Annotated in this window: 18 protein-coding genes and 1 tRNA gene; 13 read left to right on the top strand and 6 right to left on the bottom strand. The window is 71.7% G+C overall.

Features of this window, described 5'->3' with window-relative positions; translation table 11 throughout:
- Positions 1 to 3: 3 nt before the first annotated feature.
- Both frc and ACFYWQ_RS09840 read right to left on the bottom strand, forming a co-directional pair.
- Positions 4 to 1,233 (bottom strand): formyl-CoA transferase, encoded by a 1,230-nt coding sequence (gene frc, locus ACFYWQ_RS09845; protein WP_389514559.1) that lies wholly within the window; start codon positions 1,231 to 1,233, stop codon positions 4 to 6.
- 12 nt (positions 1,234 to 1,245) lie between these two features.
- On the bottom strand, positions 1,246 to 2,928 hold the full coding sequence (locus ACFYWQ_RS09840; protein ID WP_389514557.1) for a thiamine pyrophosphate-binding protein: 1,683 nt from the start codon (positions 2,926 to 2,928) through the stop codon (positions 1,246 to 1,248).
- Between the two features lie 319 nt (positions 2,929 to 3,247).
- On the opposite strand from ACFYWQ_RS09840, the gene sucC reads away from it, so the two are divergent.
- From sucC to ACFYWQ_RS09790, 10 genes are all read left to right on the top strand, one after another.
- A complete protein-coding gene (gene sucC, locus ACFYWQ_RS09835; protein WP_389514555.1) occupies positions 3,248 to 4,378 on the top strand; it encodes an ADP-forming succinate--CoA ligase subunit beta in 1,131 nt (376 codons plus the stop codon).
- Positions 4,379 to 4,392: 14 nt separating this feature from the next.
- Positions 4,393 to 5,289 (top strand): succinate--CoA ligase subunit alpha, encoded by an 897-nt coding sequence (gene sucD, locus ACFYWQ_RS09830; protein ID WP_389514553.1) that lies wholly within the window; start codon positions 4,393 to 4,395, stop codon positions 5,287 to 5,289.
- Positions 5,290 to 5,411: 122 nt separating this feature from the next.
- Positions 5,412 to 6,977, top strand: coding sequence for an aldehyde dehydrogenase family protein (locus ACFYWQ_RS09825; protein ID WP_389514551.1), 1,566 nt, complete (start codon positions 5,412 to 5,414; stop codon positions 6,975 to 6,977).
- 175 nt (positions 6,978 to 7,152) lie between these two features.
- Positions 7,153 to 7,237, top strand: a tRNA-Leu gene (locus ACFYWQ_RS09820).
- Between the two features lie 448 nt (positions 7,238 to 7,685).
- Entirely contained in the window at positions 7,686 to 8,855 is a 1,170-nt protein-coding gene (locus ACFYWQ_RS09815) for an ATP-binding protein (protein ID WP_389514549.1), read from the top strand.
- Positions 8,852 to 9,253, top strand: a complete 402-nt coding sequence (locus ACFYWQ_RS09810) for a roadblock/LC7 domain-containing protein (protein ID WP_389514548.1) — start codon at positions 8,852 to 8,854, stop codon at positions 9,251 to 9,253. Before ACFYWQ_RS09815 ends, ACFYWQ_RS09810 begins: the two co-directional genes overlap by 4 nt.
- Entirely contained in the window at positions 9,250 to 9,627 is a 378-nt protein-coding gene (locus ACFYWQ_RS09805) for a DUF742 domain-containing protein (RefSeq protein WP_385069113.1), read from the top strand. Before ACFYWQ_RS09810 ends, ACFYWQ_RS09805 begins: the two co-directional genes overlap by 4 nt.
- On the top strand, positions 9,602 to 10,195 hold the full coding sequence (locus ACFYWQ_RS09800; protein ID WP_389514546.1) for an ATP/GTP-binding protein: 594 nt from the start codon (positions 9,602 to 9,604) through the stop codon (positions 10,193 to 10,195). Before ACFYWQ_RS09805 ends, ACFYWQ_RS09800 begins: the two co-directional genes overlap by 26 nt.
- Before the next feature lie 9 nt (positions 10,196 to 10,204).
- Complete coding sequence (locus ACFYWQ_RS09795) at positions 10,205 to 11,551, top strand: cytochrome P450 (RefSeq protein WP_389514544.1); 1,347 nt, start codon at positions 10,205 to 10,207, stop codon at positions 11,549 to 11,551.
- A 222-nt stretch (positions 11,552 to 11,773) separates the two neighbouring features.
- A complete protein-coding gene (locus ACFYWQ_RS09790; RefSeq protein WP_389514543.1) occupies positions 11,774 to 12,943 on the top strand; it encodes a tryptophan dimethylallyltransferase family protein in 1,170 nt (389 codons plus the stop codon).
- 326 nt (positions 12,944 to 13,269) lie between these two features.
- Here the strand turns inward: ACFYWQ_RS09790 and ACFYWQ_RS09785 are convergent, their stop codons facing one another.
- Positions 13,270 to 14,556: a flavin-containing monooxygenase gene (locus tag ACFYWQ_RS09785; protein ID WP_389514541.1), complete on the bottom strand. Its 1,287-nt coding sequence runs from the start codon at positions 14,554 to 14,556 to the stop codon at positions 13,270 to 13,272.
- A 150-nt stretch (positions 14,557 to 14,706) separates the two neighbouring features.
- Complete coding sequence (locus ACFYWQ_RS09780; RefSeq protein WP_389515905.1) at positions 14,707 to 15,519, bottom strand: hypothetical protein; 813 nt, start codon at positions 15,517 to 15,519, stop codon at positions 14,707 to 14,709.
- A gap of 478 nt (positions 15,520 to 15,997) precedes the next feature.
- On the opposite strand from ACFYWQ_RS09780, the gene ACFYWQ_RS09775 reads away from it, so the two are divergent.
- Together ACFYWQ_RS09775 and fusA are read left to right on the top strand one after the other, a co-directional pair.
- Positions 15,998 to 16,735: a DNA polymerase beta superfamily protein gene (locus ACFYWQ_RS09775; protein ID WP_389514539.1), complete on the top strand. Its 738-nt coding sequence runs from the start codon at positions 15,998 to 16,000 to the stop codon at positions 16,733 to 16,735.
- Positions 16,736 to 17,126: 391 nt separating this feature from the next.
- A complete protein-coding gene (gene fusA, locus ACFYWQ_RS09770; protein ID WP_389514536.1) occupies positions 17,127 to 19,226 on the top strand; it encodes an elongation factor G in 2,100 nt (699 codons plus the stop codon).
- A gap of 63 nt (positions 19,227 to 19,289) precedes the next feature.
- Here the strand turns inward: fusA and ACFYWQ_RS09765 are convergent, their stop codons facing one another.
- Both ACFYWQ_RS09765 and ACFYWQ_RS09760 read right to left on the bottom strand, forming a co-directional pair.
- Complete coding sequence (locus ACFYWQ_RS09765; RefSeq protein ID WP_389514534.1) at positions 19,290 to 20,372, bottom strand: hypothetical protein; 1,083 nt, start codon at positions 20,370 to 20,372, stop codon at positions 19,290 to 19,292.
- Positions 20,373 to 20,564: 192 nt separating this feature from the next.
- Positions 20,565 to 21,371: an N-formylglutamate amidohydrolase gene (locus ACFYWQ_RS09760; RefSeq protein WP_389514532.1), complete on the bottom strand. Its 807-nt coding sequence runs from the start codon at positions 21,369 to 21,371 to the stop codon at positions 20,565 to 20,567.
- 278 nt (positions 21,372 to 21,649) lie between these two features.
- Between ACFYWQ_RS09760 and ACFYWQ_RS09755 the strand changes: the two genes are divergently transcribed.
- Positions 21,650 to 23,620, top strand: a complete 1,971-nt coding sequence (locus ACFYWQ_RS09755; protein WP_389514530.1) for a DUF262 domain-containing protein — start codon at positions 21,650 to 21,652, stop codon at positions 23,618 to 23,620.
- The last annotated feature ends 21 nt before the right edge of the window (positions 23,621 to 23,641 follow it).

Here is a 23,641-nt window from a genome sequence, read left to right as displayed (position 1 = left end):
ACGTCAGATCACCCCGTTCGACTTGAGCAGGCGCAGTTCCTCGTCCCCGAGGCCGAGTTCGCCGACGTAGACCTCTTCGTTGTGCTCGCCCAGCAGCGGCGAACCGCTCACCTCGACGGGGGAGTCGGAGAGCTTGAGCGGGCTGCCGACGGTCACGAACTCGCCCCGCTGGGGGTGGGGGACGCGCACCACCATCTCGTTGGCGGCCAGCGACGCGTCCTCGATGATCTCCTTGGTGGACAGGATCGGCCCGCACGGGATGTCGTGGGCGTTGAGCCGCTCCAGCACCTCCCACTTGGGCAGCGTCGAGGACCACTCCTCGATCAGCTGGAACATCTTGTTCAGCTGGGGCAGCCGGGCCTCCGGCGTCGCCCACTCGGGGTCGTCGGCCAGTTCGGGCCGGCCGATGAGCTCGCTGAGCGGCCGCCAGCCGACGGGCTGCACGATGACGTACACGTAGTCGTTCGGGCCGCCCGGCGCGCACTTGACCGCCCAGCCGGGCTGGCCGCCGCCGGAGGCGTTCCCGGACCGGGGGACCTCGTCGCCGAAGTCGTCGTTGGGGTACTCGGCGAGCGGGCCGTGGGCCAGGCGCTGCTGGTCGCGCAGCTTCACCCGGCAGAGGTTGAGCACGGCGTGCTGCATGGCCACGTTGACCCGCTGGCCGCGCCCGGTGCTCTCGCGCTGGAACAGCGCCGCGAGGATCCCCGCCACGGCGTGGACACCCGTGCCCGAGTCACCGATCTGCGCCCCCGTCGCCAGCGGCGGCCCGTCCTCGAAGCCGGTGGTCGCCATCGACCCGCCCATGGCCTGCGCGACGACCTCGTACGCCTTGAAGCCGGTGTACGGGCCCTCGCCGAACCCCTTGATGGAGGCGTAGACGATCCGCGGGTTGATCTCCCGGATGCGGTCCCAGGTGAAGCCCATCCGGTCGACCGCGCCCGGACCGAAGTTCTCCACCATCACGTCCGAACGCCGGATCAGCTCGGTGAGGATCTCCTTGCCGCGCTCGGTCTTGGTGTTGAGGGTGATGCTCCGCTTGTTGCAGTTGAGCATCGTGAAGTAGAGGGAGTCGACGTCCGGGAGGTCGCGCAACTGCTTGCGCGTGATGTCACCGGAGGGCGCCTCCAGCTTGACGACGTCCGCGCCGAGCCAGGCGAGCAGCTGCGTCGCCGACGGCCCGGACTGGACGTGCGTCATGTCCAGGACGCGGATGCCTTCGAGGGCCTTGGTCATGACCGGCGCTCCTCACTTGTACATGGTCTGGTTCATGGTTCCGGGGGCGTACGCGTCGGGGTCGACCCAGACGTTGATCAGCGAGGGCTTCCCGGACTCGCGGGCGCGCCGCAGCGCGGGGCCGATGTCGGCGGGGTCGCGGACCTCCTCGCCGTGGCCGCCCAGCATCCGTGCGAACTGGTCGTAGGGGACGTCGCCGAGGGTGTTGCCGACCCGCTCGCGCTCCTTGCCGTACTTGGCGGCCTGGCCGTAACGGATCTGGTTCATCGAGGAGTTGTTGCCGACGACGCCGACGAACGGCAGGTCGTAGCGGACGAGGGTCTCGAAGTCCCAGCCGGTCAGGGAGAAGGCGCCGTCGCCGAAGAGGGCGACGACCTCCTTGTCGGGCCGCGCCTGCTTGGCGGCGAGCACGAAGGGGACGCCGACGCCGAGGGTGCCCAGCGGCCCCGGGTCCATCCAGTGGCCCGGCGACTTGGGCTGCACGACCTGCCCGGAGAAGGTGACGATGTCGCCGCCGTCGCCGATGTACACCGAGTCCTCGGTGAGGAAGTCGTTGATCTCGCTCACTAGGCGGTACGGGTGGATGGGGGAGGCGTCCGACCTCAGCTGCGGCAGCCGCTTGTCGAGCGCGCTCTGCTCGGCCGCGCGCAGCTCGTCGAGCCACTCCTTGCGCTTCGACGCGCCCCCGTCGATCCGCCCCGAGGCCGCCTCGGTCACCGACTTCAGCACCAGTCCGGCGTCGCCGACGATGCCGAGGTCGATGTCGCGGTTCTTGCCGACGGTGCGGTAGTCGAGGTCGATCTGGACGACGGTCGCGTCCGGCGACAGCCGCTTGCCGTAGCCCATGCGGAAGTCGAAGGGCGTGCCGACGACGACGATGACGTCGGCGTTGGCGAAGGCGTACCGGCGGGAGAGCTGGAAGTGGTGCGGGTCGCCCGGCGGCAGCGTGCCGCGGCCGGCGCCGTTCATGTACGCGGGGACGTTGAGCGTGCGGACCAGCTCGACGGCCGCCTCGGTGCCGCGGGTCGTCCACACCTGGCTGCCCAGCAGGACGGCCGGCTTCTCGGCGTGCACCAGGAGGTCGGCGAGCCTCTCGACCGCCTCGGGGTCGCCGGGCGAACGGGTGGAGGCGCGGTAGGCGCCGGGCCGCGGCACGCGTGCCTTCGCCGCCGGCACCTTGGCGTCGAGCACGTCGCGCGGGATCTCCAGGAAGGAGGGGCCGGGCGCGCCGTGGTAGCACTCGCGGAACGCCATGGACACCATGTCCGCCGCGCGGGCCGTGTCCGGCACGGTCGCCGAGAACTTGGTGATGGGCGCCATCATGTCGACGTGCGGCAAATCCTGGAGCGACCCCATCTTGTGCTGGGTGAGCGCCCCCTGACCGCCGATCAGCAGCATGGGGGACTCCGCGCGGAAGGCGTTGGCGACGCCGGTGACGGCGTCGGTGGTGCCGGGGCCGGCCGTGACGACCGCGCAGCCCGGCCTGCCGGTGATGCGCGCGTAGCCGTCGGCGGCGTGGGCGGCGACCTGCTCGTGGCGGACGTCGACGACTTCTATGCCCTCGTCGACGCAGCCGTCGTAGATGTCGATGATGTGGCCGCCGCAGAGGGTGTAGATGCGGTCGACCCCCTCGGCCTTGAGCGCCTTGGCAACGAGATGACCACCGGAGATCACGTCCTGGGTGTCGTCGGGCATGACGAAGTCCCGTCCCTTCGTAGGGGTTGGAGGGGCTCACGCGGTACGTTCGTACATTGCATACAGTCGACGAATACTGTATGAATCTCGTTATCCCGCATCCGGTGGGAGGTGTCCAGGGGGTGCGCGGCACTTTCGGTCGGCTTGACTCCGGCTTTGACATCGGGCTTCGGCAGCGCTTCGGCGCCGGCTTGGGCAGGGCTACGACGTCGGCTTCGGCGTCGGCCTCGGCAGGGGCTTCGGTGTCGGTTCCGGCGTCGGCATCGGCGCTTCGGCATCAGCTTCGGCATCGGCTTTGACTTCGCAGACGGGAGCCGGGATGGACCTGTACGAACACCAGGCAAGGGACCTCTTCGAGCGGCACGGCATCGTGGTGCCGGCGGCCGAGGTGACCGACTCGCCCCGCCGGGCGCGCGAGATCGCCCGCCGGCTCGGCGGCCGCGTCGTCGTCAAGGCGCAGGTCAAGACCGGGGGGCGCGGCAAGGCGGGCGGAGTCAAGCTCGCCGCCGACCCGGCCGCCGCCGAACTCACCGCCCGTCAGATCCTCGGCATGGACATCAAGGGGCACACGGTCGGCACGGTGATGCTGGCCCGGCCCGTCGACATCGACAGCGAGTTCTACGTCTCCTACGTCCTGGACCGCGCGGCCGGCCGCTTCCTCGCCATCGCCTCCGCCGAGGGCGGCACGGAGATCGAGGAGGTCGCCGCGACCCGGCCCGAGGCCGTCGCCCGGGTGCCGATCGACCTGGCGGAGGGCGTGACCTCGGCGAAGGCGGCCGAGATCGCTGCCGCGGGGGGCCTGCCGCCGCAGACCGTCGACGTCCTGGTCCGGCTCTGGCAGGTCCTGGTGCGCGAGGACGCCCTCCTCGTCGAGGTCAACCCGCTCGTGCGCACCCCGCGGGGGCAGCTCGTCGCCCTGGACGGCAAGGTCACCCTCGACGACAACGCGGCCTTCCGGCACGCCCGCTGGGGCGGCGACAGCACCGGGCCCACGGACCCGCTGGAGGCCGCGGCCGCCGCCAAGGGGCTCCACTACGTCAGGCTCGACGGCGAGGTCGGCGTCATCGGCAACGGCGCCGGCCTGGTGATGTCGACCCTCGACGTGGTCGCCGGCTGCGGCGCCCGCCCCGCGAACTTCCTCGACATCGGCGGCGGGGCGTCCGCCCGGATCATGGCCGACGGACTCTCGGTCGTCCTGTCGGACCCGGCCGTGAAGTCGGTCCTCGTCAACGTCTTCGGCGGCATCACCGCCTGCGACGCGGTCGCCGAGGGCATCGTGCGCGCCCTGGACACCGTACGGCTGACCCGGCCGCTCGTCGTACGGCTCGACGGCAACAACGCGGCCGAGGGGCGGGCCGTCCTCGACGCCCACCGGCACCCGCTCGTCGAGCAGGCCACCACCATGGACGGCGCCGCCCGCCGCGCCGCCCACCTCGCCACCACAGCCTGAGGAGACCGCACACCATGGCCATCTACCTCACCAAGGAGAGCAAGGTCCTCGTCCAGGGCATGACCGGCGGCGAGGGCATGAAGCACACCCGGCGGATGCTCGCGGCCGGCACCGACGTGGTCGGCGGGGTCAACCCGCGCAAGGCGGGCCGCACCGTCGGCTTCGACGAGCGGACGGTCCCCGTCTTCGGATCGGTCGCCGAGGGCATCGAGGCGACCGGCGCGGACGTGAGCGTCGTCTTCGTCCCGCCCGCCTTCGTCAGGCCGGCGGTCACCGAGGCCGCCGACGCCGGGATCGGGCTCGCCGTCGTCATCACCGAGGGCGTCCCGGTCCACGACTCCGTCGCCTTCACGGCGTACGCCACGGCGCGCGGCACCCGGGTCATCGGCCCCAACTGCCCCGGCCTGATCAGCCCGGGCCAGTCCGACGCCGGCATCATCCCGGCCGACATCGCCAAGCCCGGGCGGATCGGACTGGTCTCCAAGTCCGGCACGCTCACCTACCAGCTCATGTACGAACTGCGGGACGTCGGCTTCTCCACGTGCGTCGGCATCGGCGGCGACCCGGTCGTCGGCACCAGCCACATCGACTGCCTGGCCGCCTTCCAGGACGACCCCGACACCGAGCTGATCGTGCTCATCGGCGAGATCGGCGGCGACGCCGAGGAACGGGCCGCCGCGTACGTCCGCGACCACGTCACCAAGCCGGTCGTCGGCTACATCGCGGGCTTCACCGCGCCCGAGGGCCGGACAATGGGCCACGCCGGCGCGATCGTCTCCGGGTCCTCGGGGACGGCGCGGGCGAAGAAGGAGGCGCTGGAGGCGGCCGGCGTGCGCGTGGGCGACACACCGACGGAGACCGCCCGGCTCGTCCTCGCCGCACTGGCGGAGGGGACGCCCCCGCCCGCGTGACGCGGGGCCGCGCCCACCGCCGGTTCCATCGTCGGCCGACGCCCGCGTCCTCTCTCCGGTCGGCCGACGCCCTTGTCCTCATTTACGTCCTCTCGACCGTGCACCGAGAGCGGAGCATCCCCATGGCCACCACCTCCACCCCCGCCCCCGTCACCACCCCCACCCTCAAATCGGGCACGTCCTGGGCCGACGCCTGGCGCCGCTGCCTCGCCGCGGCCCCCGAGGCCTTCCGTGACGACCGGGTCCTCAACCTCTGGAACGGCACCTGGCAGGCGGACGGCCGGGCACTGCCCGCCACCAGCCCGGTCGACGGACGCCCCGTGGCCGGCCCGCCCCGCCTGGACGCGGCCACGGCCCACCGGGCGGTCCGGGCCTCCCTGGACCAGCACCGCGCCTGGCGGCACCTCCCCCTCGCGGAACGCCGCGCCCGCATCGCGGCCACCCTGGACGCCCTCGCCGCCCACCGCGAACTCCTCGCGCTCCTGCTCGTCTGGGAGATCGGCAAGCCCTGGCGGCTCGCGCGGGCCGACGTCGACCGGGCCGTCGACGGGGTGCGCTGGTACCTCGACGGAATCGAGGAGATGCTCGCCGGGCGGGCCCCGCTGGACGGCCCGGTGTCCAACATCGCCAGCTGGAACTACCCGATGAGCGTGCTCGTGCACGCGGTACTGGTCCAGGCGCTGGCGGGCAACGCGGCCATCGCCAAGACCCCGACCGACGGCGGTGTCGCCTGCCTGACCCTGGCCTGTGCCCTCGCCGCCCGCGAGGGCGTCCCCGTCAGCCTGGTCAGCGGCGGCGGGGGCGAGCTGTCGGAGGCGCTGGTGCGGGCGCCCGAGATCGGCTGCGTGTCCTTCGTCGGCGGCCGCGACACCGGCGCCGCGGTGGCCACGGCCGTGGCCGACCTCGGCAAGCGCCACATCCTCGAACAGGAGGGACTCAACACCTGGGGCGTCTGGAACGTCTCGGACTTCGACGCCCTCGCCGCGGTCGTCCCCAAGCTCTTCGACTACGGCAAGCAGCGCTGCACGGCGTACCCGCGCTTCGTCGTCCAGCGTGAGCTGTTCGACTCCTTCCTCGCCGCGTACCTCCCGGCGGTGCGCACGCTGACGGTCGGACACCCCCTGGCGGTCGAACGGCCGGACGACCCCTTCCCGCGGCTGGACTTCGGGCCGCTCATCAACGCGGCCAAGGCGAAGGAACTGCGCGACCAGGTCGCCGAGGCCGTCGACCGCGGTGCCGTCCCGCTGTACCGCGGGACACCCGACGGAGCCCGCTTCCTGCCCGGCCAGGACACCTCGGCCTACGTCCAGCCCGTCACGCTCCTCGAACCGCCGCCGTCCTCCCCGCTGCACCACGCGGAACCCTTCGGCCCGGTCGACACCATCGTCCTGGTCGACACCGAGGCGGAACTGCTGGCCGCCATGAACGCGTCCAACGGCGCCCTCGTCGCCACCCTCTCCACCGACGACCGCGCCACCTACGACCGGCTGGCCCCGCAGATCCGCGCCTTCAAGGTCGGCCACGGCACCCCCCGCTCCCGCGGCGACCGCGACGAGCTCTTCGGCGGCCTCGGCGCGTCCTGGCGCGGTGCCTTCGTCGGCGGCGAGCTGCTGGTGCGGGCGGTCACCCGGGGGCCGGCGGGGGAGCGGCTGCCGGGGAACTTCCCGGAGTACCGGTCGATGCCCTGACCGCGCGGGCGGCCCCGCCCCCCCCGGCACCCCGTCCCCGGCAGCGGGGTGCCGGGGACGGGGCGTCCGGGGGCGGGCCGCCGGGGCGGCGGATACGCAGGTGAAAGGCACTCCCAAAGCTTGGTATTGTTGTCCATGTCGCCGCGGGGAACACCCGAACGGCGGCAGACACCTGGTCCGGGTGGCGGAATGGCAGACGCGCTAGCTTGAGGTGCTAGTGCCCTTTATCGGGCGTGGGGGTTCAAGTCCCCCCTCGGACACTCATCACTCACCGTATCCAGCGGATCCCGCTCGGTGAGCGCGATGCCGACTGGTGGACGCGACCCGTATCCGGGATTACCGGATGCGGGTTCTGTCGTCTCTGTCCTCTGTATGTCCTCTGCATTTCCTGAGAAGAGTCCGTACGTCTCGGTTGCCCCCCGAATGTCGCCGAAGCGCGTTTATCGCTTGTCCCGTCGGCGACCGTCGTGACCTCTGTCGACGCGTTCACTGACAGGCCGTCAATGTTCATCTTTCACGCCCATGTTGGCGATCGGTGGCGTCATGGTGTGGTGATACGATCACCGCGCTTGTAGAGCGGGCGGATGGGTGCAGGACATCCCCGACTACGGGGACGGTCCGGGCGGTGACCCCGGTGCGGGCGTCCGCCGGTCCACCCGCATTGACGGGAATGCAGCAACTGGCCGTCAGTCGCCTGAAGAGAGTCTTATGACTGATTACATACAGAACCCGGTACTCTGGGCTCTCCTCGTCGCCGTGTTCGTCGCAGTCGCCCTCATTGTTCGTCAGCGCAGGGCGACGCGGACGTTAAGGCAGGAGTTCGCAGATCTCCGGAATCGGCACACCGAGCTGGAGAACGGGTACGCGAAATCCGTCGAGGCAGCGCAGGAAAGAGCCGAAGAGGCAACGAAAACAGTCCTGAAATCCGCCATGCGGACGCTTCAGGGCCTCGCCGCGGAGCAGCAGTTGATTGTCTCCCGGCTCCAGAACAAGTACGGCGAGTCGGTCATTCTCCAGGACCTTCTGGAGATCGACCACACGAACTCCCAGTTCGGTCGCCGTGCCCAGTCCATCGCCGTGCTCTGCGACGGCTGGCTGGGCCGCCAGCGCGATGTGGCCTCCGTCTACGACGTGGTCCGCAGCGCACAGGGCAGAATCCGCCATTACCGGCGGGTGGAAATTCTTTCGCAGGTGGACTTCGGCATCACGAGCCGCGCCGTCGAACCGGTGGCGCTGGCCCTCGCCGAACTCCTCGACAACGCCACCAGCTATTCCAGCCCGGACACCGTCGTCGAGATCAACATCCGCACCGTGCCCAAGGGCATCTGCATCGTCGTCGACGACGCCGGTGTCGGAATGAACGACGAGGAGCGGGCCCGCGCCGAGAAACTCCTCTCCAGCGAACGCGTCTCCGGCGTCTCCGGACTCGGCAACCCGCCGCAGTTCGGTTTCGCGGTGATCGGCGTGCTGGCCGAGCGCTTCGGCTTCGAGGTGTCCGTGGACTCCTCCTCGCCCTACGGCGGTGTGCGGTCGGTCCTCCTGCTCCCGCACGACCTGCTCACCAACGCGCCCGAGCAGAAGGAACCCGCCGCCCCGGTCGTCACCCACGCCACCCCGGTCCACGGCGGCCCCGAGCCCGCGCCGGTGGCGACCACCACCACCGACGGCCTGCCCAGGCGGCGCCGCAAGCGGCCGATGGCCATCGTGCCCGGCAGCGCGTCGAACGCCCCCGCCCCCGCCCGCACCGGCGCGGAGACGGCGGCGATCATGGGCGCCTTCCAGCGGGGCACCCGGTCGGGCCGGGCCACGCATGCGGACCCCGCGGAACAGTCGAGCAGCACACGTGGTGCAAGCAGCGAAGGGCATGAGATCTCGTGAACGACGATCTGTCATGGATGCTGGACAGCGCCCTGGAGATTCCCGGGGCCCTGCACGCCGTCCTGATCTCCGCGGACGGCCTGCTGATGGCCCGTACGCAGGACTTCGAGAAGGACGACGCGGACCGCGTGGCCGCCGCGATGAGCGGTGTGCAGTCACTCAGCCGCTCGCTCGCCTTCTTCTGCGAGGACGCCAGTCAGCGGTGGCGGCAGACGGTCGTCGAGTTCGACGGCGGCTGGGTCTTCCTGATCTCCGCCGGTGACGGCGCCTACCTCGGCGTCTCCGCCGCGCCCGACGTCGACATGCAGGACATCACCTTCCGGATGCAGCAGCTCGTCGGCCAGCTCGGCAAGGCGCTGACGACCCCGCCGCGCGAGAACCTCGGCGTCCGCTCATGACCGGCTACGACGAGCTGGAGCCGCAGACACCGGAGTTAGTGCGACCGTACGTCATCACCAAGGGCCGCGGACTCCCCGACGAGCAGCAGCTCTCCCTCATCACGCTGGTCACGGCGTCCGCCGACACCCAGCAGCGGCCCACCCGGCTGTCCCCGGAGGAACAGAGCCTGCTCGACCTGTGCTCGGCCGGCTACCTGTCGGTCGCCGAGATCGCGGGGCACACCCAGCTGCCCCTCGGTGTGGTGAAGATCCTTCTCGCCGCCCTCACCGAGGGCGGCTACCTCATCACCCGCCCGCCCGTACAGCGGGCCCCCCTCGCCGACCGGGAGATCCTGGAGGAGGTGCTGAATGGTCTCAGGGCCAAGTTTGGATGAGCAGGACTACGTCCGCGGCGGTGCGACGCAGACCGCCGTGAAGATCCTCGTCGTCGGTCACTTCGCCGTGGGCAAGACCACGTTCATCGGGGCGATCTCCGAGATCCAGCCGCTGTCCACCGAGGAGACGATGACCCGCGCCGCGGAGTCCGTCGACGACCTCAAGGGCGTCCAGGGCAAGACCACCACCACGGTCGCCATGGACTTCGGCCGCCTCACCATCAGCGACCGCGTCGTGCTGTACCTGTTCGGCACCCCCGGCCAGCAGCGCTTCGTGCAGATGTGGGAGGACATGGCCCGCGGCGCGCTCGGCGCCCTGGTCCTCGTCGACCCCGAGCGGCTCGCGGACTCCTTCGCCGTGATCGACCTGATCGAGCAGTACGGGCTCGACTACGCCATCGCCGTCAACCACTTCGACGGCACCCCCCTGCGGGACGAGCGGGCCCTGCGCGAGGCACTCGACCTGCTCGACGACACCCCCGTCGTCACCTGCGACGCGCGGGACGAGCAGTCGTCGGCCGCAGCGCTCATCACCCTCGTCCGCCACTTGCAGGACCGTGCCCACTAGGAGCTACACATGGAACGACCCACGGCTCCCGTGCCCCCGCCCGGGTGCCCGGCGCACCACACCGGCGGCCGCGTGCCGCTGTACGGCCCGGAGTTCGCGGCCGACCCGCAGGCCTACTACAGCTACCTGCGCCACTACGGGCCGACCGCGCCCGTCGAACTCTCCCCCGGGGTCGAGGCCACCCTCGTCACCGACTACGCCACCGCGCTGCAACTCCTCCAGGACTCCGTCTCGTTCCGCAAGGACGCCCGCCGCTGGCGGGACTTCAACGAGGGCCGGGTGCCCGCCGACAGCCCGATCGGGCCCGTCCTCGCCTACCGGCCCAACTGCATGTTCAGCGACGGCGCCGAGCACCTGCGCCTGCGGCAGGCGGTCACCGACAGCATGGCCCGCGTCGACTCGCGCAAGCTGAGCCAGAGCACCGAGCAGGTCTCCGACTACCTCATCGCCCAGTTCGGCGCGCGCGGCTCGGCCGACCTCCTCGGCGACTACGCCAAGCAGCTGCCGCTGTTCGTGTTCAACGAACTCTTCGGCTGCCCCGCCGACATCGGCGACCGGGTCGTCTACGGCATCACCGGCATGTTCGACGGCGTCAACGCCGAGCGGGCGGTCGAGGTGCTGTTCGGGGCGGTCGGCGAACTGGTGGCGCTCAAGCGGGCCAAGCCCGGCGACGACGTCACCAGCTGGCTGATGCAGCACCAGGCGGCACTGACCGACGAGGAGATGGTGCACCAGCTGGCCCTGCTGCTGGTGGCCGGCAACGAACCGCTGCGCAACCTCATCGGCAACACCCTGCACCGGCTCCTCACCCACGACGCGTACGCGAACCAGGGCGGTCTGATCGACGAGGCGATCGACGACACGCTGTGGGAGAACCCGCCCATGCAGAACCTCGCCCCGCACTACCCGGCGTCCGACATGGACTTCGCCGGCCAGAAGCTCCAGGCGGGCGACCTGGTACTGGTCAGCTTCGCGGCCGCCAACACCGGCCCGGCGCTCACGGCCGCGCGCAAGGCGGGCAGCAACCGCGCCCACCTCGCCTGGAGCGCCGGCCCGCACGCGTGCCCCTCCAAGGACCCGGCCCGGCAGATCACGGTGACCGCCATCGAGAACCTGCTCAACAAGCTGCCCGACGTCGAACTCGCCGTGCCCGAGGACAGCCTGACCTGGCGGCCCGGTCCCTTCAACCGGGGTCTCGTCGCGCTGCCCGCCCGCTTCACGCCCGTACAGACCGTGCGCCGGCCGGCCGCCCCGGCCCCCGCCGAGACGGCCGCGCGGTCCGAGAACGCCCAGCAGGCAGGGCGCAAGCCCGAACGCGGTATGTGGAGCCAGTTCCTCAACTGGCTCACGAGGTGATCATCACAACACCAGCCAATTTCGTTCACCTGTATGAGTGTTCTACCTCAGGGGTAGTGAGCCATGCGGTAACCCGTGTTGCTCACGAGCCTAAGGAGGTGCCGTGGACCTCATGTCCACCGACGCCGTCTTCATACAACACCCCACCGTGTTGACCCTCCCGATACCCGCCCTCGCCGGCGGGTATCTTCTTGCCCGCTCCGCCCCGCGGCGGGAGGGCCGGTGACCGCCCGCCGGACCGGCTCCCCGGACGGCCCCGGCACCGACACGGTGGGCGGCCGCACGGCACGCCAGCTGCTCAGGCTCTGCGACGTCGCGGGACTGGACAGCGCGGACGCCGACCTCTACGCGCGTACCCTGACCGACATGCTGGGCGGCGTGGCCGCGCGGCCGCTGGACCTGCCGCCCGTGACACCGACGTTCCTGTCCGACGACCACACCCCGGTGGAGTTCTCGCTCGCCTTCGTCCCGGGCGCGGCACCGACCCTGCGGGTCCTGCTGGAGCCGGGGTGCGGCGCCGGCGGCCTGGCGCGGAGCGGACGCGCCGGACTGCGCACCGTCCGGGAGGCGGCGGGGCGCTGGGGCGTCCCGACGGACCGGCTGGACGAGCTGGAGGACCTCTTCTTCCCGGCCGAGCCCGAGGGCCCGCTGGCGCTGTGGTGCGCGCTGGAACTGCTCCCCGGCGGCGTCCCCCGGGTCAAGGTGTACCTGAACCCGGCGGCCTCCGGGCAGCGACGGGCCGCCGACACCGTACGGGAGGCACTGCGCCGGCTCGGACACCGGCAGGCGTTCGACGCGCTGCCGCCGAGCGACCGCCACCTGTTCTTCGCCCTGGACCTGGGCGACTGGGAGGAGCCCAGGGTGAAGGTCTACCTGGCGCACCACGACCTGACGGCGGCGCAGGCCGGCGCGCTGTCCCGCACCGGCGACGACCTCGGCGCCGCGCAGACCGAGGCGTTCTTCCGCGTCGCGGCCGGCCAGGACGACGCCCCAGGTGTCGGCCACGACGACGTGGCCGGTGCCGTGGACGGCCCGAGGCCGGTCCGCCGGCCCGTCCAGTCCTGCCACGCCTTCACCGAGACCGCGACCGGCCTGCCCAGCGGCTTCACCCTCTACGTCCCGGTCCGCGACCACGTCCGGCACGACGGCGAGGCCCTGGCCCGCGCCGTGGCCCTGCTCGACCGCCAGGGACTGGACTCCGCCCCCCTCGAGCGCGCCCTGGCCGCGGTGACCTCACGGCGGCCGGAGGACGGCGTCGGACTCATCGCCTACCTGGCGCTCGCCCACCAGCGGGGCCGTCCGCCCCGCGTGACCACGTACATCTCCTCGGAGGCGTACCAGGTGCGTCCCCCCGCGGGCCTGCTGCCCGCCGTGGCCGCGAACGCCGGATAGGGGCGCGGCGCCAGGACAGGCCCGGGGAGCCGTACGCCGACGTCGCCGGACTGCTCCCCCCCCGCTCCACAGCGACGCCGGACCGGGGGTGACGCTCGCGGCGCGCCCGTCTGGCCCCTGGCCCCTGGCCGCTCACGCGACGGCACGGCGGGGCGGCGACCGGCCGGAGCCGGCGGCGGGACGCTCCGGCGTGCACGACCGCCCCGCGTCCCTCCCCGCGACCGCCCCGCGTCCGCACGGCGGCCCCGCGCGCGCACGACCGCCGCGCGTCCGTACGATGGCCCCGCCCGCCCCTCTGCCTGATTGGGCATCAGCCGCGCAAGGTCTCAGGCCGCGTCGAGCTCCTGGAGGTAGGGGGCCACGTTCACCTGGATCGACGCGCTCTCCGCCTGCCCGTACTGGCCCGCGATGCCGCTCAGGTACGTGGCGATCTCCTTGCGCATGACCTCGGGCTCCGGCAGGACCGCCGCACCCGTGACGATCCGGGTGATCCAGCGTGCCTGCGCCTCCACGAGGCGGGTGATGGAACCGTGCGGGCGGACCAGGCCGACGAAGTACAGGCCGGGGTGGTCCGCCGCGACGACGCGCTTGTACAGCTCGACCGAACCCCCCGGCCCGATCGGGCAGTCGGGGGGCAGGAACGGGAAGGACATGTGGTACCCGGTGCAGTACACGATCGTGTCCGCGGGCACGGAGGTGCCGTCGGTGAACGCCACCCGGCCGCCGTCGAGGAAGTCGATCGCGGGCTTGGGCGTGACCCCGCCGTGGCGGATACGGCTGAGGATCTCGTCCGAGATGGTCACGGCCGAGGAGAAGACCCGGTGGTCCGGTTCGGGCAGGCCGTAGTCCGAGAGCCTGCCCCGGGCGACGAGCAGGGACTGCTCGATCAGACGGCGCTGCTCCTCCAGGGACATGCTCGTCCACCACGGCGCCTCGGCGACCTCGTCGAGCGGCATGCCGAAGAGCTGCTTGGGCAGGACGTGCAGCCCCCGCCGCACGGACAGGTAGGTCCGCGCGGCGTACCGGGAGACGTCCACGGCGATGTCCACGGCGGAGGCGCCGAGCCCGACGACGACGACGTTCCGCCCGGCGTGGTCGCTGCCGTCACGGTAGTCGATGGCGTGCAGGGCCGTCCCGGTGAACGTCTCGGAACCGGCCGGCGGCGCCGGGAGGGAGGGCTCCGTGTTGTGTCCCGAGGCCACGATCACGTGGGCGAAGCCGCGGGATGAGCGCCGGCCGCCGGCGTCCACGCTGACGACCGTCCAGGAACCGTCGGGCTCCCGACGCACGGACTCGACGGACGTCCCCAGCTCGACGTGGTCGAGTATCCCGGCCCACTCGGCGAACTCGCGGAGGTAGGACGCCATCTGGCTGTGCCGGGGATAGACCGGGTACGAGGCCGGCATCGGGTGGTCGGTGTAACCGGTGAGCTGCTTGGTGGTGTTGAGGTGGAGGGAGAGGTATCCCGGGCCGCGCTCACCGGCCTGCGGCCGGCGCCAGATGCCGCCGACGTCCGGCGCCTGCTCCAGGCAGACGAAGTCGATGCCCGCGGTCTTGAGGGCGTGTGCCGTGGCCAAACCCGAAAGGCCCGCACCGATGAGACACACACTCACGGTTTCCCCCACAGGAGAGACATCATCTTTACCGGACACGCGCAGTGCCTGCCCAACCGGAACTCCGTCCAACCAGCGACAAAGATCACAGGCGGGGTGGGCGCGCGGGCGCGGGGCCGTGAGCCGGTGAGCCGATGCGTGCGGAAAGGCTCAGTTCATTTCGCTCGGGGTGGCCTTCGGGGACCGGCCGGCCAGGACGTCCTTCAGCCGCGAAGCCCCCTGCTCCACGGCCGTTCTGGTGCTGTCGTGGTCGGCGCCGTCGAGTCCGCCGTTGGTCACCGTGATCGCGTCCGCGCCGACGCGTACGGCGGCGACGTCGAGGGTGAGCGTCACCGGATCGCCGCCCGTGGTGCCCTTCACCGTCACCGTCACGGCCTGCCGGGCGTCGCCCGACTCGGGCAGCGAGGCCTCGACGACCTGGACGGTCCTCTCGCCGCTGTCGCCGCCGGTCACGGTGAACTGGTCGCAGGTGTCGGGCAGCGACGCCATCCAGTCCCAGGAGTCGTCCAGATCGGACTTCTCGTAGGCGGCGACCTGGTAGAGCAGCCGGGACCGGCCCTCCTGGAACCCGGTGAGCGCCGACGTCCCGGACGGATCGCCCAGCAGGTTGTCGTCGTAGAGCGCGTCGAGGAGGCGCTGGCAGTCCGCCGCCTGGGTCTTGCCCGTGAGGAAGTCGGCCGTGTCCACCTGCCCGATGAGCAGCGAGTCCCGCCAGCTCGCCGCGTCGTCCACCTGGTTCCAGTCGTCCTCCAGGTCCGCCTCGGTGATCAGCGCGGTCTTCGCGGCGGCCTCGGTCAGGCTCGGGTACGCCGACGGGGTGGTGGTCTGCCGCGCGAGCGGCCGTTCGACGACGGGCCGTTCGGCGACGGTCGTGGCCGCGTCCGTCGTGACCGTCGCGGAGTCGGTCCCCCCGGCGCAGGCCGCGGTGGCCAGCAGCGTCCCGGTGGCCACGGCGGCGGCCAGGACACGGGCGGGGCGTACCGTACGGGCGGCCGTGCGCGCCGTGCGCGCCGTGAGCGCCGTACGCGCCGTACGCGAGGCGCGTGCCCTGTGCGTCGTACCTGCCGTACGGGCCGTGGCCGTCGCGGGGTCCTGGTGGGACGGGGACTGGGACGGGCGGGCGGTGGTCACGAGTGCCTCCTGAGGACGGGACGGACGGGACGGACGGGATGGACGAGACGGATGGGATGGACAGGACGGGCGGGACGGATTCCCGGCGCGTGCGGGCCCCGGGCAGCTGCCCCCCTGCTCTCCTCCACCGCACCACCGGCCCGCTCCCGCGACCAGTGCAAGCAGCCGGACGGGTGACGCCGGGAACGGGACGGAGAGGGGCCCGAAGGCGCCCGCGGGGCCGAAAATGCGAGGTGGCCGGTCCGGCGGCCGGGGCATCATGACGGTTCCGCCGCCCGCCCGCGGCGGCAGACCACCACCGGGGGCTCCTGTGACCGTCACCGTCCAGAACATCCTGCTGTCGGGGATCGTCGGCTCGACCGCCTACGGGCTCGCGCACGCGCACTCCGACATCGACCGCCTCGGCCTGTTCGCGGCTCCCACCGAGTCGTTGCACGGTCTGCACCCCCCGAAGGAGTCCCACGTCAGCACGGCACCGGACCGCACCCTGCACGAGGCCGCGAAGTGGTGCCGGCTCGCCCTCGGCGGCAACCCCACCGTGACGGAACTCGTCTGGCTCCCCGACGACCTGTACGAGGTGCGCACCCCGCTCGGCGAGGAACTCCTCGACATCCGCACCACGTTCCTGAGCGCCCACCGGGTCCGCGACGCCTATCTCGGCTACGCCACCCAGCAGTTCAGGAAGCTGCGCAGCCGCGGTGACGGCACCTTCTCCGCCGACGTACGCAGGCGCACCACCAAACACGCACGTCACCTCAAGCGGCTGTGCGACCAGGGCTACCAGCTGTACGCGACGGGAACGCTGACCGTCCGGCTCGACGACCCGGACGGCTACCACCGGTTCGGCGAGGAGGTGGCCGCGGACCCCGAGGCCGCGCTGCCGCTGCTGCGCCGCGTCGAGGAGGCGTTCGCGCGGACCCGCAGTGTGCTGCCGGAGCGGCCCGACGAGACGGCCGCCGACGCGTGGCTGCGGCGGGTGCGGCGGCACTTCTACGGCGCGGAGGAAAAATCCCGTGCCGTTCCCCGTCAGGCCTCCCTACACTCATGACACGACCTGCGCCGCCCACGACACGGGGGCAGCGCGGCACCGCGACGAACGACGAGGGGAGCCCGGCCATGCGTGACCACACCGCTGCCGCCGCTCCCCGTTCCCGCTACGAGGTGATCCTCGTGTCCTCGTCCGTCCGGTGTCCGCTGCGCGGCCGGCACCGGATGATCCGACGAGCCGTCAGTCACCGGCTGGGATGAGCAGCCCGGCACCGCAGTCCTGAACCATCCTGGACCGTCCCGGACCACATCCAGCTGACCCGGCACCGCGGCCGGCATCCCACGACCTCGACCCGTCGTCGAGCGCGGGACGCCGGCGCCGCGCCGGTACTGCCGCTCGCCGTCCATCGCGCCGCCCGTTCACGGAGAGACACCCCGAAAGGCCAAGGGCCGTGCGCAACGACCTCCACACCCCCGACCGTCACCTCGCCGCCGTGCGCAACCTGGGCATCCTCGCCCACGTCGACGCCGGCAAGACCACCGTCACCGAGCGGATCCTGTACGCCACCGGGACCACGCACAAGCGCGGTGAGGTCCACGACGGCACCACCGTCACCGACTTCGACCCCCAGGAGCGCGACCGTGGCATCACCATCTTCGCCGCGGCCGTCAGCTGTGCCTGGAACGGCCACCGCGTCAACCTGATCGACACCCCCGGCCACGTCGACTTCGCCGACGAGGTGGAGCGCGCGCTGCGGGTGCTCGACGGGGCGGTCGCCGTGTTCGACGCCGTCGCGGGCGTGGAACCGCAGAGCGAGTCCGTGTGGCGGCAGGCCGACCGGCACGGCGTGCCGAGGATCGCGTTCGTCAACAAGATGGACCGGGCGGGCGCCGACCTCGACACGGCCGTGGCGTCGATCCGGGACCGGCTCCACCCGGTTCCGCTGGTCGTCCAGCTGCCGATCGGCGCGGAGGACACCTTCACCGGCGTCGTCGACCTGGTCCGCATGAGGGCGCTGACCTGGGAAGACGGTGCCGAGACCGCCGTAGAGAGGCCCGTTGTGGGGGAGTTGCGCCAGGAGGCGCTGCGTCGGCGCCGGCTGCTGGAGGAGGCCGTGGCGGAGCGGCACCCGGCGGCGCTGGAGGAGTTCTGCGACGGGGAGACGCTGTCCGCCGAGACCCTCACCACCGCCCTGCGCGACCTGACGCTCAGCGGCGACGGTGTGGTCGTGCTGTGCGGCTCCGCCTACCGCAACCGGGGCATCGAGCCGCTCCTCGACGCGGTGGTGGACTGCCTGCCGTCACCCCTGGACGTCCCGGCCGTACGCGGCACGCGGGCCGCCGCCCACGGGATGCGGGAGGTGGCCGACGAGCGGCGTCCCGCCGACCCGGCCGCCCCGTTCGCCGCCCTCGCCTTCAAGGTCAACGCCACCGCCACCGGCCGGCTCACCTACCTGCGGGTGTACTCCGGAACGGTCGAGAAGGGAGACACGGTGTGGGACGCGACCGCGCGCCGCACGGAGCGGATCGGCCGCATCCTGCGGGTGCAGGCCGACCGGCACGCCCCGCTGGACCGCGCGGTCGCCGGGGACATCGTCGCCGTGGTGGGCCTGAAGTCGGCCCGCGCCGGTTCGACCCTGTGCGCGCCCGGCGCCCCGATCGTGCTCGAACCGCCCGGTGTCGCCGAGCCGGTCGTGTCCGTCGCGGTCGAGCCGCGCCGCGGCGCCGACGCCGAACGGCTGGTGTCCGCACTCGCCCGGCTGGCCGAGGAGGACCCGTCGCTGACCGTACGGACCGACCCCGAGACCGGCCAGACGGTGCTGTCCGGCATGGGCGAACTGCACCTGGAGGTCGCGGTGGAGAAGATCCGCCGCACCCTCGCACTGGAGGTCAACGTCGGCCGCCCCCGCGTCACCTACCGCGAGACGGTGGCGCGCGGAGTGTCCGGGCTGGTCTTCCGGCACGTCAAACAGGACGGCGGGGCAGGTCAGTTCGCCCATGTCGTCCTGGACGTGGAGCCGTCGGAGGAGGACGGGTTCGCGTTCCGGTCCGCCGTGGTCGGCGGGCGGGTGCCGCAGGAGTACGTACGGGCCGTCGAGGCCGGCTGCCGTGACGCCCTCGCCGAGGGTCCCCTCGGCGGGCACCCGGTCACCGGACTGCGCGTCACCCTGACCGACGGGGCGACCCATGTGAAGGACTCTTCGGAGACTGCCTTCCGCACGGCGGGCCGGCTGGGCCTGCGGGAGGCCCTGCGGGCCTGCGCGATGACCCTGCTGGAGCCGGTCGCCGAGGTCACGGTGACCGTGCCCGAGGACGCCGTCGGCACGGTCCTCGGCGACCTCGCGGCCCGCCGCGGACGGGTCACCGGCTCGGCGGTGCGCGGCGGCGCGGCGGTGGTGACCGCCACCGTGCCACTGGCCGAACTGTTCGGCTACGCGACCCGCCTGCGCAGCCGCACCCAGGGCCGGGGCACCTTCACCGCCCGGCCGACGGGGTACGCGCCGGCACCGGCGGCGGTGGCGTCGGCACCGGCGACGGTCGGGATGCCGTAGACGATCGCGGCGCAGTGACCGGTGGGGAGGCCCGACCTCCCCACCGGTCCTGCTCGCGTCCGGTCACCGGACCAGGACCAGGACGAGGACCACGAGGGCGACGACGGCCGCCGTGATCAGCGAGACCTTCCACCTGCCCTCGTCCGACAGCCGCCGCACGGTTCTCAGACGTCCGTCGATGCCCCGGAAGATGTAGAACTCCAGGTGGCGGGAGCCGGGAGAGCTGGCTTTGACGACCGTCAGACGCCGGAGGACGACCTGCCGTTCCTTCTCGTCCTTGCGGCGCCGCAGGTACGGCTCGACGGCCGTGCGGTGGTCGGGGGAGAGGTCGCCGGGAAGAGGGTCGTCCAGGCCGAGGAGATCCTCCCGCCAGCCGCCCGCGTCCAGGTCCGCCCCGATCCGCCGGGGCCGTGGGACGGGCGGAGGCACGACGTCGGACCGCCGGGTCCACTCGATCCGTCCCGCCGTCCAGGACGTCAGACTCCCGTGCCCCTTGCAGGTGGTGCACTCGGTGGTGCCGGTGCGCCCGCACGGCGCGCAGGGGATGCGCCCGGTCGTCTCGCACTCCGGGCACCTGACCTTCCCCCAGCCCCGGCAGCCGGGGCACGCGCTGTCGGGCGTGTGGCACCCCTCGCAGGTCACCCGTTCGTCGGGGCGGTCGGCGCTGCCCTGCTTCGGAGGCCGGGGCGGGGTGCTGGGCAGGCCGCCGTGCTTGAGGTACTGCGTGCACGCGGTGACGCCCTGGCAGACGACGCACACCTGCGCGGGCTCACAGGGCCGGTACGTCATGCCCGCGCAGTCGGCGCACTGCCGCCGGCCGTTGCCGCAGTCGCAGGACCTGAGGTGCACCGAGCCGCGTCTGACCAGGTCGAGCGGCCGGTCGAGGGGTGACTCGCGGGAGCTGAGCTTGTAGTCCCGCAGCACGTCGTAGGTCGGCCGCTCCGAGAGGGAGACGGCGCCGGGCAGGTGCCGCGTCTCCTCGGTGCGGTACTCGATGTGACGGGTGACCGTGCCTTCGAGCAGGTGCAAGCGGGTGAGGAGGAGATCCTCCAGGTCCGGGGCGGGGCGCTTCCCCCGGCCGGAGCGCGCCAGGTACGCGCCGATCGCGGCACGCACCTCCTCGTCGGACGGATCCTCTGCTGCCACGACGGCACTCACTCCCCCCAGTCACGCCCCTCCCACCCGGGTACGGGCGGGAACCGGTGCCGAGCGGCACCAGTGTGGCGGGAGCGGGCCCGTGGCAAAAGGGCGCGGGGGTGGTGCGGGGACGCGCGGGGTCTCCCGGAACATGACGATCGAGGCCGGCCGGCCGCGACACCGCGTACCGGCCGGGGCCCGTCACACCGAGCCGATGGCGTCCACCAGCTCCGCGAGCGCACCGGCGAGCGCGCCCAGCCCGGGTCCGTCGGCCGGGCCGCCCGGCTCGGTCATGTAGACGTCGCGCCGGATCTCGATCATCAGGGCGCCGACCCGGGGATCCTTGCCGTAGTACTCCAACGGTACGTAAGCCCCGGCGAAGGGGCTGTCGACCCCCGTGCCGCCGAAGCCGGCGAACGCCCGCTCGGCGCGGGACAACAGCTCCGCCGGGGTGTGGAAGCCGTCGCTGCCCAGGCAGATCGGCGGACGGGGACCGTCACCGTGCAGTTCGTACGGCAGGCGCTCGGTCGGGTACGAGTGCACGTCGACGACCACCGCCCGCCCCACGGCCGCCAGCCGCTCGGCGACCGCGTCGGTCATGGCGGCGGCGTACGGCTCGAAGTACTCCCCGACGAGCGCCCGCCCGTCGAAACCCGCCGGACGCAACTCCTCCTTGTGCGTGGTCCGCGTGTACACCGCACCCATGCCGACCGACAGCATCTCCTCCCGCTCGTCCGGGAACCGCTCGGGGTCGACGACCAGCCGGGAAAACCGGTTGACGAACCGCCAGGGCGCGACGGAGCAACGGGCGGCGGCGACCGCCGCGATCTCCGCGGTGTGCGAGTCGGTGATGTGGTCCAACTCCCGCTCCAGCGCCACGTCGTCGAGCACGATGCCCTGCCGCACCGTCGCCGGTATCGCCCGCGAGGAGTGCGGGACGTGGAGGATCACGGGGGAGTCGGGGGCTCCGGGGAGGAGCTGGAAGGAGGGGGACGACGCGTCGTTCATCTGCGGTGACCTCGCTGCGTGTTGCCGTGGATCGTACGTCGGGGGGCATGCGGGCCTCCCGCCTGGCCGGTCGGACAGGGTGGCTGCGCCGCCCGACCGTGCCCCGTGAGTGTATACGACTCCTCTCCTGCGCAAGGGAGTTAACCAACGCTTTCATTGTCTTCTGGGGGCGGGTTGCCTCTTGCGTCTGACCCGTGAACGCCATCGTCCTGACATCGCCGTTGCGGCAGAGGCCAGGGAGGCGGATGTGTGCAGGGTGGGCCCGCCCCGTTCGCCCCATGACTATCGTGTGTGCGGTAGATCACTCGCGCGATGGGGGCGGCATGGGGCTGGCAAACGAAAAGATCATTTCTCAGGTCGAGGACCTGCTGCAGGGCAGGGTCGTCATTCCTTCCATCCAACGAGATTTCGTCTGGATGAGGCCCGATGTCCGTGATCTCTTCGACTCCCTGTACCGGGGTTACCCGGTCGGCGCCCTCCTGCTGTGGAAGACCGGTCTCACCGTCCCCTTCAAGACGGCTGCCGTCGTCCAAGCCGCGAAGTCGGCGCACCAACCCCTCTATCTGCTGGACGGGCAGCAGCGGTTGACCTCCCTCGCCTGGGTGTACCGTCCGGAGTCGAAGGCCGACGGCCGGCTCATCGACCTGCGCTTCGACGTGCGCACCGAGGAGTTCGTCAACCCGAGCGCTGTGCAGCGGAAGGACCTGCTGCTGATCCCGGTGTCGACGCTGCTGCAGGAGAACGTGCAGTTCTACCAGGTTCTGCGCAAGGCGGGAGTGTCGATCGACGACCCGAACTTCGACTCGTGGATTCAGCGGTTGCAGAAGGTGAACAACATCCGGCAGCACCAGATCGCCGTGATCACCTACGAGTCCGATGACTACGAGGAGGTCGCCGAGCTCTTCGCCCGGCTGAACAAGGGCGGCCGACGGCTGTCGAAGGGCGATCTCGTGTACAGCGCCATCGCGGCCCGCTGGTCCGACGGCCTGGACACCATGGACTCCTTCCACCAGGAACTGCAGGACAGCAACTTCGCTCTGAACAGGGAAGCCGTCCTGCGCCTCATGAGCCTCCTCGCGGGAACCGGCGCCCATCACATCAAGCTCATCGGGGCGGACGTGGACGAGGCCGCACTGAAGGAGGCCTGGCAGGCCACCGAGAGGGCTCTGCGCTTCGCCATCGACTTCCTGAAGGGCGAGTGCTCCATCCCCCGGTCCGAGATCCTCTCGTCGCCGAACGTCACCATCGTGCCCGCTCTGCTGCTCCACCACCGGGACGGCAAGCTGCGGCCGGGAGAGACCCAGCTACTGCGCCGCTGGGTGTACACGGCGATGGCCTTCAGCCACTACTCCTTGCAGGTCGAGGGCAAGCTCGACGCGGAGGCCAGACTGATCAAGTCCCGTGCGGGAGAGGATCTGTTCGCGGAACTCATCCGCAGGGCCTCCGGTACCCGATCCCTGGACAGTGCTCTCCACCCGAGGGACCTGGAGCAGAAGTACTCCACACATCCCTTCTTCAAACTGCTCTACATCGCTGCGCTGCGTGGCACGGCGCGGGACTGGGCGACCAACATCGCCATCAGCGACCAGCCGATGAACAGCGGCGCCAAGATCGAATTCCACCACGTGTTCCCCCGCGCCCGGGTCCAGGGGACGTACGCGAAGGAGGAGTGGAACAGCCTCGCCAACCTTGCCTTCGTCACCGGCCAGACCAACAAGATGATCTCGTCGAGGCTGCCCGAAGACTACATGTCGGGCATCGCTCCGGAGCGCTTGGCCGAGCAGTGGATTCCAGATGACCCGGAGCTGCGGTCCATGGACCGCTTCCCCGACTTCCTGGCCGCACGTAGGCGCCTGCTGGCCAACGTCCTCAATGATCTGCTGGGACTCCCGGCCTACGACGGTCGGACGGGCCACCGCGACACCGAGGAGCTGCCCGCTGACGAGGAACTGCTCGCGGAGGGTCCGGCCGCGCCCACACTGGTCGGCGACGGCGTGCGAGAACTGCGCACGGAACTGGGCGTCGAGATTCACGCGGTCTACGAAGGCCGTCGCATCACCGCCTACTACGACCCTTCGTCCCGCACCGTGACGATCCCCTCCGGTCCCGGCCGCGGCGAGTACGAGACTCCGAGCGGGGCGGCGGTGGGCATGGTGCACGCCCTCAATCCGCACGTCAATCCGAACCGCAACGGATGGTCGTTCTGGACGGTCACCGCCACCGGCAATCTCTTGCAGAGCATCCGGTAGCGGGACAGCGGGCCAGGCACT

This window comes from Streptomyces sp. NPDC003247 (assembly GCF_042888135.1).
Lineage (GTDB): Bacteria > Actinomycetota > Actinomycetes > Streptomycetales > Streptomycetaceae > Streptomyces.
Note: the sequence above shows the minus strand (reverse complement) of the source record. Positions and strands in the feature narration are given on the sequence as shown.